At 53.8% G+C, this 12,907-nt stretch carries 11 protein-coding genes and 1 riboswitch; of the genes, 9 read left to right on the top strand and 2 right to left on the bottom strand.

Going from position 1 to position 12,907, the window contains the following annotated elements; genetic code table 11:
• Positions 1-51: 51 nt before the first annotated feature.
• The 4 genes from pabB (at position 52) to OCH02_RS03600 (ending at position 5,707) form a co-directional block, all read left to right on the top strand.
• The gene (gene pabB, locus OCH02_RS03615) at positions 52-1,425 is read left to right on the top strand and encodes an aminodeoxychorismate synthase component 1 (RefSeq protein WP_261429904.1); all 1,374 of its coding nucleotides are present in this window, start codon (positions 52-54) and stop codon (positions 1,423-1,425) included.
• Positions 1,422-2,000, top strand: a complete 579-nt coding sequence (locus OCH02_RS03610) for a CoA pyrophosphatase (protein ID WP_261429903.1) — start codon at positions 1,422-1,424, stop codon at positions 1,998-2,000. Before pabB ends, OCH02_RS03610 begins: the two co-directional genes overlap by 4 nt.
• A gap of 444 nt (positions 2,001-2,444) precedes the next feature.
• Positions 2,445-3,809, top strand: a complete 1,365-nt coding sequence (gene sdaA, locus OCH02_RS03605; protein ID WP_261429901.1) for an L-serine ammonia-lyase — start codon at positions 2,445-2,447, stop codon at positions 3,807-3,809.
• Between the two features lie 281 nt (positions 3,810-4,090).
• A complete protein-coding gene (locus OCH02_RS03600; protein ID WP_261429900.1) occupies positions 4,091-5,707 on the top strand; it encodes an EAL domain-containing protein in 1,617 nt (538 codons plus the stop codon).
• Between the two features lie 114 nt (positions 5,708-5,821).
• On the opposite strand, the gene OCH02_RS03595 is transcribed toward OCH02_RS03600, so the two are convergent.
• Both OCH02_RS03595 and OCH02_RS03590 read right to left on the bottom strand, forming a co-directional pair.
• Positions 5,822-6,034, bottom strand: coding sequence for a hypothetical protein (locus OCH02_RS03595; RefSeq protein ID WP_261429898.1), 213 nt, complete (start codon positions 6,032-6,034; stop codon positions 5,822-5,824).
• Positions 6,035-6,450: 416 nt separating this feature from the next.
• Positions 6,451-7,995 carry a TerC family protein gene (locus tag OCH02_RS03590; protein WP_012145536.1) on the bottom strand — a complete coding sequence of 515 codons (1,545 nt, stop codon included), beginning with the start codon at positions 7,993-7,995 and terminating at the stop codon, positions 6,451-6,453.
• Between the two features lie 575 nt (positions 7,996-8,570).
• On the opposite strand from OCH02_RS03590, the gene manX reads away from it, so the two are divergent.
• The 5 genes from manX to mntP all read left to right on the top strand — a co-directional run bounded on the left by manX (position 8,571) and on the right by mntP (position 12,879).
• Positions 8,571-9,542 carry a PTS mannose transporter subunit IIAB gene (gene manX, locus OCH02_RS03585; protein WP_261429897.1) on the top strand — a complete coding sequence of 324 codons (972 nt, stop codon included), beginning with the start codon at positions 8,571-8,573 and terminating at the stop codon, positions 9,540-9,542.
• 181 nt (positions 9,543-9,723) lie between these two features.
• Positions 9,724-10,524, top strand: coding sequence for a PTS mannose/fructose/sorbose transporter subunit IIC (locus tag OCH02_RS03580; RefSeq protein WP_017893113.1), 801 nt, complete (start codon positions 9,724-9,726; stop codon positions 10,522-10,524).
• 15 nt (positions 10,525-10,539) lie between these two features.
• On the top strand, positions 10,540-11,382 hold the full coding sequence (locus OCH02_RS03575) for a PTS mannose transporter subunit IID (RefSeq protein ID WP_261092044.1): 843 nt from the start codon (positions 10,540-10,542) through the stop codon (positions 11,380-11,382).
• A gap of 53 nt (positions 11,383-11,435) precedes the next feature.
• Complete coding sequence (locus OCH02_RS03570; protein WP_261429896.1) at positions 11,436-11,894, top strand: DUF986 family protein; 459 nt, start codon at positions 11,436-11,438, stop codon at positions 11,892-11,894.
• A 220-nt stretch (positions 11,895-12,114) separates the two neighbouring features.
• Positions 12,115-12,296, top strand: a riboswitch (yybP-ykoY riboswitch).
• 13 nt (positions 12,297-12,309) lie between these two features.
• Positions 12,310-12,879 (top strand): manganese efflux pump MntP, encoded by a 570-nt coding sequence (mntP, locus tag OCH02_RS03565; protein WP_012145541.1) that lies wholly within the window; start codon positions 12,310-12,312, stop codon positions 12,877-12,879.
• Positions 12,880-12,907 lie beyond the last annotated feature (28 nt).

Raw genomic sequence — 12,907 nt, 5'->3', positions numbered from 1 at the left:
CAGAATAGCCATCAGAAACTGCCGTCCCGTCAGTCAGGTTTATTGAGGCCCATGAGCGCAACCGCACCGAATCTTAAGTCTTTACCCTACACCCGCACCGCCTTGCTGGAGCTGTTTGCCCCACTGGCCTCACAGCCTTGGGCGATGTTGCTACATTCAGGTTTTGCCGAACACTCACATAGCCGTTTCGATATTCTGGTGGCGGAACCCTGTGCAACCCTGACCACGCGTGGCCCCATTACCGAGATCCGTCGCGGTGAAGCGCATTGGTCGTCGCCGGAAGATCCTTTCAGCCTGATACAGCAGCAGTTGGAACAGCTGAGCCTGCACCCGGATGTGGATGCCTGCTTGCCGTTTCAGGGCGGTGCCCTCGGGTTGTTCGGTTACGATTTGGGTCGTCGGGTAGAAAAACTGCCTCAGTGGGCACAGACAGATATCACGCTGCCGGATATGGCGGTCGGTCTTTACGACTGGGCGGTGATAGCCGATCACCACCGACAAACGCTGACGTTACTCAGCTATGGTGATGAGGAACAGCGCTGGCAGTGGCTCCGCAATCAGCAGCCTGCGCCAGAGTCGGCATTTGCCCTGACCAGCCCCTGGCTGGCCAATATGACGCGACGGCAATACGGGGAAAAGTTTCAGCGTATTCAGCATTACCTGCGCAGTGGGGACTGTTATCAAATCAATCTGGCACAACGTTTTGTAGCCGATTATCAGGGCGATGAATGGCAAGCCTTTCAGCAATTGAGCGCCAGCAACCGCGCGCCCTTCTCTGCCTTCCTGCGCCTGCCGGATAACACCGTGCTGAGCGTTTCACCCGAGCGCTTTTTGTGGCTGGAAAATCAACATATTCAAACCCGCCCGATCAAAGGCACTCTGCCGCGGCTGGCCGATGCCGGGCAGGATGCGCAACAGGCACAACGCTTGGCAAACTCCACCAAAGACCGCGCGGAGAACCTGATGATTGTCGATTTACTCCGCAATGATATCGGCCGCGTTGCCGAACCAGGCAGCGTACAGGTTCCCGAACTGTTTGTGGTCGAACCCTTCCCGGCAGTGCACCATCTTGTTAGCACCATCACCGCCACCCTGCCGCAACACACTCCGGCAACCGAACTGCTGCGCGCCTGTTTCCCTGGAGGATCCATTACCGGGGCACCCAAGGTACGAGCGATGGAAATTATTGAAGAGCTGGAGCCACAGCGACGAAACGCCTACTGCGGCAGCATCGGGTATATCAGCGCCTGCGGCACCATGGACACCAACATCACTATCCGCACTTTGATCACCGAAAACGGCCATATTTACTGTTCCGCAGGCGGTGGTATCGTTGCCGACAGCCAGGAACAGGCTGAATATCAGGAAACCTTTGATAAAGTCGGCCGCATTCTGCCGCAACTGGGGGAGTTTATCGCTTCGTGAACCAACCCACTTATCCGGCCTCGCTGGCGGCCTTTATCAGCCGTTTTCAGCTGCAACTGCCACAGGCATCGCAGATTTCACATAACGTTCGTCCGGCTGCAGTATTGATCCCGATTATCTGCCGCCCCGAACCTACTCTCTTGCTGACCCGCCGCGCCGATTCGCTGCGCAAGCATCCGGGCCAGGTGGCATTTCCGGGCGGTAAAACCGATGCTGAAGACGCCTCGGCGATTATCACCGCCCTGCGTGAGGCTCAGGAAGAAGTGGCGATCCCCCCCCAGGCCGTGACCATTCTGGGTCAACTGGCCCCCCTCGACAGCAGCACCGGTTTTCAGGTGACCCCGGTGGTTGGCTTGATCTCACCCGACGTGCAATTTTTCGCCAATGAAGATGAAGTGGCCGAGGTTTTTGAAATGCCGCTGCACGAAGCGCTAACGCTTTCGCGCTATTATCCGTTGGATATTCACCGCGCCGGTCATTCACACCGCATTTATCTGTCCTGGTACCAGAGCCAATTTGTCTGGGGAATGACCGCCGCCATCATTCGACGACTGGCACAGCAGGTCAGTATTTAACGCCAATAATGTGATATCCATCACAAGCCAAACGGTTACCTGCGCAACAGGCGTGGGTAAAGCGATCGGCATCACTTCATTGGTTTGCTTTTTAAACTACCTTTCTGGCTATCAGAGTTTTAAAAAAACTGTAAACCCTCTCTTCAACCTTACGAAATACCTGTAAAATACCGCAGTCCGGCATAAACCACTATTTCAGCAGGGTTTAAGCTGGCCGCGTTCAGCAGCGGATGCTGGCGCGATTGCCATTAACCGAGTTTAGGCAACGGATGTTCCACGAGCGGCCGAATGCCTGCGGCAATCAGTAAAAAACTAACACCAAGGATTATTTTATTTCATGCGAAAAAGGCAGCCAAACCCGTGCGGCCCTTTTACAATATCGCTGTTCCCTGCTCGGTTTTTAACCGCTGCAGCCATAACAATATGCCTCTAAGGAGTTTTAGCGTGATTAGCGTTTTCGACATGTTTAAGATCGGCATCGGCCCGTCCAGCTCTCATACGGTTGGACCGATGAAAGCCGGCAAACAGTTTGTCGACGATCTGGTAAATCAAGGCCTGATGCCTTCTATCACGCGTGTTGCCGTAGATGTTTACGGCTCACTCTCATTGACCGGTAAAGGTCACCATACCGATATCGCTATCATCCTCGGCCTGGCGGGTAATATGCCGGATACCGTTGATATCGATAGCATCCCGGGTTTTATTCGCGATGTAGAACAACGTCAACGCCTGATGCTGGCCAACGGCTTGCATGAGGTTGATTTCCCGCGTGATGGCGGCATGGTTTTCCGCAGCGACAATTTGCCGCTGCACGAGAACGGCATGCAGATCCACGCCTTCGCCGGGGATAAGCAAGTTTACAGCAAGACTTACTACTCACTCGGCGGCGGTTTTATCGTCGACGAAGAGAACTTCGGTAAAGCCGACGCGCACGAGCTGAGCGTCCCTTACCCGTTCAGTTTTGCTCGTGATATTCTCGCCCACTGCCGTGAAACCGGACTGTCCTTTTCCGGCCTGGTGATGCAGAACGAATTGGCGCTGCACAGCAAGCAGGATATCGAAACCTATTTCGGTAACATTTGGCAGACCATGCGCGCCTGTATCGATCGCGGTTTGAACACCGAGGGGGTACTGCCGGGGCCGCTGCGTGTGCCACGTCGTGCCTCCGCGCTGCGTCGTATGCTGGTGTCTTCCGACAAGCTCTCCAACGATCCGATGAACGTGATTGACTGGGTCAACATGTTCGCATTGGCGGTCAATGAAGAGAACGCGGCCGGCGGCCGCGTCGTGACCGCGCCGACCAACGGCGCCTGTGGCATCGTCCCTGCCGTATTGGCTTACTATGACCACTTTATTGAATCCGTCAGCCCGGATATTTATATCCGTTACTTTATGGCAGCGGGCGCAGTAGGTGCATTGTACAAAATGAACGCCTCTATCTCCGGTGCCGAAGTGGGTTGCCAGGGTGAAGTAGGCGTGGCCTGCTCAATGGCCGCAGCCGGCCTGGCCGAACTGCTGGGTGCCAGCCCGGAGCAGGTTTGCATCGCGGCAGAGATCGGCATGGAGCACAACCTGGGGCTAACCTGTGACCCGGTTGCCGGCCAGGTTCAGGTTCCTTGCATTGAACGTAACGCCATTGCATCCGTGAAAGCGATCAACTCGGCACGTATGGCATTGCGTCGCACCAGTGAGCCACGTGTCTCGCTGGATAAGGTCATCGAAACCATGTACGAAACCGGCAAAGACATGAACGCCAAATACCGCGAAACTTCTCGCGGCGGTCTGGCGATCAAAGTGCAGTGTGACTGACCCTCTAACCCCGCCTCCCGGCGGGGTTTTTCTTTCTGCAATCCTGAGCCAGGCAAATCAATGGCGGCTCTTTAGTGACAATGTCACACCTGACATTCAAAACCCCTGTCCTCCTATCCCACAGTTAACCGGCAATTTAGCCCTCTGTTTCGTCAAATTTAAATAATTTATTGGGTTAACATCACTCTTGCATAACGACAGGCTAGAATTAGCCAAGTATCATTCAGGACAGTTTGGCCTGACGGTGATTCAAGGCTGGCTTACCGAACAAGGATTTAGCGATGTTGATGACCCAACTTGCCGTGACCAAATACCGCTATTACCGTTGGCTACTGGCCGGGGCGGTCGGGTTGGCTATTCTGCTGTTATCGCTTTACACCCGTTATTATCAAGAGATTGGCACTATTGAACAAAACCGGCAGGTGCTCGCCACCCGCACCGTTGCCAAGATTAACGATCTGCTGACACCGGCAAAACAACAGGCCGAGCGCTCCATGCCACTGCTGAGCTCCACCTGTGAAGAGGTGATGCCAACGCTGCGTTTTCGCGCCGCACAAAACCAGGCCCTGCGGGCAATGCTGCTGGTTAAGGACGGGGTTATTTACTGTTCCAGCCTGTTTGGCACCCGTAAGTACGTTTTCAGCGCTATTTTGCCCAGCATAGCAAACGATGGCGCCAAGCTGGCATTGCGCCCCTCACTCTCTGTCGCCAAAGGCGTGCCGACCCTGATCATGTGGACTCCCGCGCAGCCAGATAACAACAGTAACGGCGTGCTGCACGTGTTCAATATTGAGCTATTGGCGAACTTCCTGCTGGAACCTCAGGAACCCTACGCGCAGCGGGTGGTGCTGAACGTCGACAACTACAGCCTGGAATATGGCCGCCGGGAAATCTTGCGCAGCGATATCCTGACCACTGACCTGCGCTATACCGCCAAATCCACTCGGTATCCGTTCTCTATTTCACTGTTCGGCCCGCAGGCCAACATGCTGGCACTGGCGGCGCTACCGCGCCATATCCCGCTGTCGTTGTTGATCAGCCTGCTGGCGGCCTATGTGGTGTATCTGCTCACCGCAAACCGCATGAGCCTGTCGTACCACATTGGCCACGCCATTTCCCGCCGCGAATTCCGCGTTTACTGTCAGCCAATCATCAATGCTGAAACCGGCCGCTGTGTCGGGGTTGAAATGCTGCTGCGCTGGAAAAACAAGCGTCAGGGCTGGATTTCCCCCGACGTGTTTATCCCGCTGGCAGAACAGCATGGCTTGATCATCGCCCTGACCCGTTACCTGATGAGCACCGTGGTGGAAAACCTGCAGTTATTCCCGCCACGCCCGTCGTTTTATATCAGCATCAACGTCGCGGCTGAACATTTCAACGGGGTAACCATTATCGATGATATCCGCCGTCTGTGGCTTCCTGCCCATCCCATGCCTTCGCTGATGCTTGAATTGACCGAACGTACCGCCCTGTCGGAAATTCAGTATGAACAAATCAAAACGCTGAAGGAAATGGGCATCATGCTGGCGATTGATGACTTTGGCACCGGGCACAGTTCTCTCAGCTACCTGAAAAAACTCAGCCCTGACGTGTTGAAAATCGACCGGGGTTTCACCGCCGCCATAGGTTCCGATGCGATTAACGCCACCGTCACCGATACCATCATTACCCTGGCACAACGGCTTAAGCTGAAACTGGTGGCTGAAGGGGTAGAAACCGCTGAACAGGCAGATTACCTGCGCTCGCGCGAGGTCAATTCATTGCAGGGATTCTATTTCGCCAAGCCAATGCCGATCAACGTATTCCCACTGTGGTTACAGCAGTATGAATCCCGTTTACGGGGGGCAAACCTGAGAGATGAACAACCACAAGAGCCGGAAAGCAAGGCGGGGGTTTGATCTGTCCAGTTAATCCTATCTTATTGATATATAAAATCCATCTCATGATAATCGGATAAAAACCTACCATACCAGTTGTGTATTGCTTGATTAATGTACTAGTCTTTTAATCGTTCATCGCATTCTTGATGAACGACTAAAACCAAACATGGAGGTATTTTTATGAATGTTAACAAGATGGATGTGAACAAAGCGCAGACGTCTGCCCTGCCTGTAAACAGCCGACCAATGGGCATCAAAAAACCATGGCAAAAACACCTGTTGATTGCCTGCACCATTTTCAGCGTCAGCACGGCTTATGGAAAAGCCATCGCCGGTACGGAACAAGCGTCGCCCCCTGCGGCTCTGAGCATGCTAAGCGCCATTTATCCGCTTGATGACTCGACAACCGCCCCTTCCGTGGGCATAAGGACCAGCCAGTCGAACCCCCACTTTTTGATTAAGCCAGTCTCAGCGAATACACAATTGCTGTCCTGGTGGTTCCCTGCAAAGCAGCCAAAGCCTCGCTGTAAACCCGGCCCATGGTGGAAACCCTATCTCTTCAGGACGTGCCCTTCATAGTAGCGACATAACTGGGAACCGTTTTTCTATGATGCGCCATACGCTAGGCCAATGGGCAAAAAAGCGGAATAAATAGCCTCCGGCATAGCCGGAGGTTTTTCATGTGTGCCTGTCAGGTTCTGTTACCCACCGCGCCTGACAGGCTGACGGTTTGCATCTATGGATGGCTTACGGCCCGTATGTTACTGATGCTCCTCGTCGTGAGGTTCAACTTTGGTAATACGTACCAGTTCAATGCGGTACTCGGACACGGCAACAACCTCGAAACGCAGTCGGTTAAGCTCCACCGTTTCACCCACTGCCGGCATTTGGCCGTAGTGGGACAGCAAGAACCCCGCCAGAGTGGCGAAATCCGCCGTCGGACTGACCAGATCGTCGCAGTTCAGCGCCTGTTCCAGTGAGTGCAGATCGGCGCCACCCTTCACCAGCCAACTGGCGTCTTCCACCACGATATCCGGCGTTTCATCCTCGTCCGGGAATTCACCGGCAATCGCCTCCAACACGTCCAGTGGCGTAACCAACCCCTGCACGACACCAAACTCGTTGGTGACCACCACCAGACGTCCCTTGGCACGGCGCAATACCGCCAGCAGGTTAATCACATCCATGGTGTCCGGCACCACAATCGGTGGCGTACGCGCGGCAAACTCGGCGATATCCTCGCCCCGCTCTACTGCCACCAGCAGGTCCTTGGCACGTACCACGCCAATAATTTCATCCAGCGAGTCGCGGCAGACCGGGAACAGGCTATGCGGCGTATCCAGCAGTTGTTCGCGCACCTCTTCACGGGAACGATCGCAATCCACCCATGAAATATCGGTTCGCGGCGTCATCACGCTGCGCAGTGAACGCGAGGCCAGCGTCAACACGCCACTGATCATATAACGTTCTTCCTCGGCGAAGGTTTCATTCACCGGCAGGGGTGCCGCTTCGTCCGTCTGCTGCGCGCGCTGCTGTCCCATCAGGCGCATGATCGCCTCTGCGGTGCGTTCACGCATCGGGCGATGAGCCTGATGTTTGATAAAGTTACGGCGGGCAATTTGGTTAAACAGCTCGATCAAAATCGAGAAACCAATCGCGGCGTACAGGTAACCTTTAGGAATATGCAAACCAAAGCCTTCGGCGATCAGGCTCAGGCCGATCATCAACAGGAAGCTCAGGCACAGCACCACAATAGTAGGATGCGCATTAACGAAGTTGGTCAGCGGTTTAGAAGCCACCAGCATCACCACCATGGCGATGACAACGGCGGTCATCATGACCGGCAGATCGTTCACCATGCCCACCGCGGTAATTACCGCGTCGAGTGAGAACACGGCGTCAAGGATCACAATCTGTACCACTACCGCCCAAAATTTGGCGTAGCCCCGGTTGGCACCATCCTGATGCGTTTGCCCTTCCAGTCGTTCGTGCAGCTCCATGGTGGCTTTGAACAACAGGAACACACCACCAAACAGCAGGATCAAGTCACGGCCGGAGAAGCTGAACTCCCCGACGCTAAACAGCGGCGTGGTCAGCGTCACCATCCAGGAAATCACCGACAACAGACCCAAACGCATAAACAGCGCCAGCGACAGGCCAAGTATGCGTGCTTTATCACGCTGTTTCGGCGGCAGTTTATCGGCCAGAATGGCGATAAACACCAGGTTGTCGATACCCAGTACGATTTCCAATACCACCAGTGTCAGTAACCCAGCCCAAATTGAGGGGTCCATTAGAAATTCCATATCAGACTCCGAAAAAAAGACAGGATGGCCGAGCGATGCTCAGGCGTGACGATGCCGACGCACGAAGGGCGCGGACAAAAATAGCAAGATATCGGGATTGCAGTACCGGGGAATGGCCGAGCGGCCGTGTGATTTGTACTACGCCAGCAGGTGGCGGGTGGAACCTTGAAAAACAGTAACTTCGGTGACAGTCCATAGGGTGGGCTGAGGCCCTTCACTCCTGAATATGAAAGAAGAAATACTCTAGCAGGAATTTTTTGGCCGGCAAAGAAGCTTTTTTACCTTCTGCATCGTCTTGTAACAGCTCTGTTGTTTAATTCCGCAAACACCGGGTTAGGAGTAATCCGAGCGTTCAATAGCAGAGCAATGTCACAAAATTTATTTTTTCACTCACTAAAATAAATGGCGCTGGCGTGGATCAACGCACACAGGCTTTTGAAACTGCGCGAGAAATGTTAACGGCGGGTTTCCAAATATCTACCATAATGTATCTGAACCATGGAAGTGACCGCCAGCAATAAAATGAACTGAACCTACACACCATCCGTGCATGAAGTTCAATGAGGAGGTAGCGAGTGGCAATAGCTATTATCATCGGCACACACGGGACCGCAGCAGAACAATTGCTGAAGACCACGGAAATGCTATTGGGCGAACAGGATAACGTCGCTTTTATAGATTTCGTCCCCGGTGAAAATGCCGAAACGTTAATCGAGAAATACAAGGGTAAAATCAGCGGACTAGACACCCGTGGTGGCGTCCTGTTCCTGGTGGATACCTGGGGCGGCAGCCCGTTCAACGCGGCCAGCCGCATCGCCGTCGATAAAGAGAACTATGAGGTCGTCACCGGGGTTAACATTCCGATGCTGGTGGAAACGTTCATGGCACGAGACGACAACCCTGGCTTCGACGAACTGGTCGCGCTGGCGTTGGAAACCGGCCGTGAAGGCGTGAAAGCGCTGAAAAAACCGGCCGAAGAGAGTGTTAAGCCCGCGGCACCACAAAGTGCTCCCACCGCAAAACCCGCCGCCCCTCAGGCGCCGCTGGGTCCCAATGACCATATGAAAATCGGCCTGGCCCGTATCGATGACCGTTTGATCCACGGCCAGGTCGCGACCCGTTGGACCAAGGAAACTGACGTCAGCCGTATCATCGTGATCAGTGACGAAGTCGCCGCCGACCACGTTCGCAAAACCTTGTTGACTCAGGTTGCCCCACCGGGCGTCACCGCACACGTGGTCGACGTGGCGAAAGCCATCCGGGTGTGGAATAACCCGAAATATGCCGGCGATCGCGTGATGCTGCTGTTCACCAATCCGACCGATGTCTGGCGTTTGGTGGAAGCCGGCGTGGATATCAAATCGGTGAATATCGGCGGTATGGCATTCCGTCAGGGCAAAACCCAGGTAAACAATGCCGTATCGGTTGACGAAAAAGATATCGAAGCGTTTAAGAAATTAAACGAGCGCGGTATTGAATTGGAAGTTCGTAAAGTCTCGTCCGACAGCCGGTTAAAAATGATGGACCTGATTAACAAACTCAATTAATGGCGACATCTCCCAAGATAATTGGAGTGGCATCGCGGCGGCAAGTCTGCGAATCACCAGGAGCATAGCGAACTATGTGACTGGGGTAAGTGGATGCAGCCAACAAAGATGCAGCTGCAAGTATGAAGGGGACAGCCAATAATTATTTTACTCAGAGATCTTTGGTCATAGGAGAAGTGCAATGGAGATTACCACTCTTCAGATTGTACTGATATTTATCGTTGCCTGTATCGCCGGGATGGGTTCCGTCCTCGACGAGTTTCAGTTCCACCGTCCGCTGGTCGCCTGTACCCTGATCGGCTTTATTCTCGGTGACATGAAAACCGGTATCATCATCGGCGGTACGCTGGAGATGATCGCCCTGGGCTGGATGAACATCGGTGCGGCGGTAGCGCCAGATGCGGCGTTAGCGTCAATCATTTCCACCATTTTGGTTATTGCCGGCGGACAAAGCGTCGGTGCCGGTATCGCCCTGGCCATTCCGCTGGCGGCGGCCGGGCAAGTGCTGACCATCATCGTGCGTACCCTGACCGTGGCCTTCCAGCACGCGGCGGACAGCGCGGCGGAGCGCGGCAGTTTGCGAGCCATCACCTGGCTGCATATCTCTGCCCTGCTGCTGCAGGCGATGCGTATTGCCATTCCGGCAGTTATCGTCGCTATCTCGGTGGGGACCTCTGGCGTTCACGCGCTGCTTAACTCGATCCCGGAAGTCGTCACCAGCGGCCTGAACATCGCCGGCGGGATGATCGTGGTGGTGGGTTATGCCATGGTGATCAACATGATGCGTGCCGGCTACCTGATGCCATTCTTCTACCTCGGCTTCGTTACCGCTGCCTTCACCAACTTTAACCTGGTCGCCCTCGGCGTGATCGGCGTGGTGATGGCCGTGCTTTATATCCAGCTCAGCCCGAAATACAACAAGTCTCAGGTAGTCCAGGCTGGCCCGGCAAATGCCAACGACCTCGATAACGAACTCGACTAGGAATAGGTGAGAGAAATGGTTGATACAACAGCTCAAAAGAAACTCACGCCGGCCGATATTCGCGGTGTGTTTATGCGCTCGAATCTGTTCCAGGGTTCATGGAACTTCGAGCGTATGCAGGCGCTGGGTTTTTGCTTCTCAATGGTGCCGGTGATCCGTCGCCTGTATCCGGAAAATAACGACGAGCGCAAACAGGCGATCAAGCGCCATTTGGAGTTCTTTAACACCCACCCTTACGTGGCAGCGCCGGTCCTTGGCGTTACCATGGCGATGGAAGAACAGCGTGCTAACGGCGCGCCTATCGACGATGCGGCCATCAACGGTATCAAAGTCGGTTTGATGGGGCCTTTGGCCGGTGTCGGCGACCCGATTTTCTGGGGTACCGTACGTCCGGTATTCGCCGCGCTCGGCGCCGGTATCGCCATGAGTGGCAGCCTGCTGGGCCCGATTCTGTTCTTCGTCCTGTTCAACCTGGTGCGCCTGTTGACCCGCTATTACGGCGTGGCCTACGGTTATCGCAAAGGCGTGGATATCGTTAATGATATGGGCGGCGGCTTCCTGCAAAAACTGACGGAAGGAGCGTCCATTCTCGGCCTGTTTGTCATGGGGGCTTTGGTTAACAAGTGGACGCACGTGAATATCCCGCTGGTGGTGTCGAAGATCACCGACCAGACCGGGCATACCACGGTGACCACGGTGCAAACCATCCTCGACCAGTTGATGCCGGGCCTGGTGCCGCTGCTGCTGACCTTCGGCTGCATGTGGCTGCTGCGCAGGAAAGTGAATGCGTTGTGGATCATCATCGGCTTCTTCGCCATCGGTATCTTCGGTTATTGGGTAGGTCTGCTGGGTCTGTAAGCGTTTTAACCACCGGGGGGAAACCCCCGGTTTTTTATTTGTGGAGTTGAAAGATGTCGCTGACCGATGGCGTATTACTGATTTTCACCGCGCTGATGCTGGTGTATGCGATTTACGACGAGTTCGGCATGAACCTGCTGAAGGGCAAAACCTTGCTCAAGGTGCAGTTAAAGCGCCGTAATCGAATTGATTGCCTGATTTTTGTCGGCCTGATCGCCATTCTGCTCTACCGAAATGTCACCACCCAGGGTGCGGTAATAACCACCTATCTGCTTATTTCTTTAGCACTGATCGCCATTTATATTTCTTATATCCGCTGGCCCAAGATGTTGTTTAAAGCGCAAGGTTTCTTTTATGCCAATGCCTTTATTGAATATAACCGGATTAAGGCCATGAATTTATCCGAGGATGGCATCCTGGTGATAGATCTTGAACAACGTCGGTTATTGATTCAGGTCATTCAATTAGACGATCTGGAAAAGATTTATCACTTTTTTGTTGAAAATCAGTGATTAAAAACAACACCAACCCCATCTTCGTGTCGCCTTGCGCTGTATGTGGATAAATAATCATCAGCGCACATGGCTACCTGATTATTATTTATGCAATATTGTTGCACTCGTCTACATTATATTCCTTCTTATACATTTCATTAATGAAAACAATTATCAATTTCAAACCAATACCCATGGGTAATAAGAGTTGTTGGTAACGGAATTAATATGCTATGGTTGCGCCGTCATTGGGGAGTAGCCGGTTTCTGGGCAATAAAACACCAGAAACGCCCGTATCAACATACTCGTTTTATACATTAAAACGTGGTGCGGGCAGCCAGGTAGGGTTGGCGAGACCATAGACACGTAACTCCGTCGTATGGTTGGGGGTGGGTTACGTGTATATGGAGCCGCCCGGCCGAGGTTATTTAACATGAACTTGTCAGCTACACTCATTCTCGCTTTTGGCATGTCTATGGATGCATTCGCCGCATCGATTGGCAAAGGTGCCAGCCTGCATCAGCCCCGTTTTCGTGAAGCGCTACGCACCGGACTTATTTTCGGCGTGGTAGAAGCCATTACGCCGATTATCGGTTGGGGCATCGGCTTATTCGCCAGCCAATACATTATGGAATGGGATCACTGGGTCGCCTTCTCGCTGCTGTTTATCCTCGGTATGCGCATGATCGTCGAAGGCGTCAGGAACCGGCCTGACGAAGTGGAAAAAGTGAAGCGTCACGGCTTCTGGTTATTGGTCGCCACCGCCATCGCTACCAGCCTCGATGCCATGGCTATTGGTGTCGGCCTGGCCTTCCTCCAGGTGAATATTGTCCATACCGCCATGGCTATTGGCTGCGCCACCATGATTATGGCCACCTTGGGCATGATGATAGGCCGCTTTATCGGGCCGTTGCTCGGCAAACGCGCGGAGATCCTCGGCGGCGTGGTACTGATCGGTATCGGTGTGAACATCCTGCTGGAGCATTTGGGCTATCTGGCCTGATAGCGCTGAACCCAAAAAAAACCTGCCA

This window comes from Serratia quinivorans (genome assembly GCF_946227985.1).
GTDB classification, from domain to species: Bacteria; Pseudomonadota; Gammaproteobacteria; order Enterobacterales; family Enterobacteriaceae; genus Serratia; species Serratia quinivorans_A.
Note: the sequence above shows the minus strand (reverse complement) of the source record. Positions and strands in the feature narration are given on the sequence as shown.

Bases quoted from the DNA above. Each gene is read 5' to 3' on its own strand.
- OCH02_RS03575 (WP_261092044.1), top strand. From the start codon at position 10,540: ATGGTTGATACAACAGCTCAAAAGAAACTCACGCCGGCCGATATTCGC.
- OCH02_RS03600 (WP_261429900.1), top strand. From the start codon at position 4,091: ATGTTGATGACCCAACTTGCCGTGACCAAATACCGCTATTACCGTTGG.
- OCH02_RS03570 (WP_261429896.1), top strand. From the start codon at position 11,436: ATGTCGCTGACCGATGGCGTATTACTGATTTTCACCGCGCTGATGCTG.
- mntP (WP_012145541.1), top strand. From the start codon at position 12,310: ATGAACTTGTCAGCTACACTCATTCTCGCTTTTGGCATGTCTATGGAT.
- OCH02_RS03580 (WP_017893113.1), top strand. From the start codon at position 9,724: ATGGAGATTACCACTCTTCAGATTGTACTGATATTTATCGTTGCCTGT.
- OCH02_RS03590 (WP_012145536.1), bottom strand. From the start codon at position 7,995: ATGGAATTTCTAATGGACCCCTCAATTTGGGCTGGGTTACTGACACTG.
- pabB (WP_261429904.1), top strand. From the start codon at position 52: ATGAGCGCAACCGCACCGAATCTTAAGTCTTTACCCTACACCCGCACC.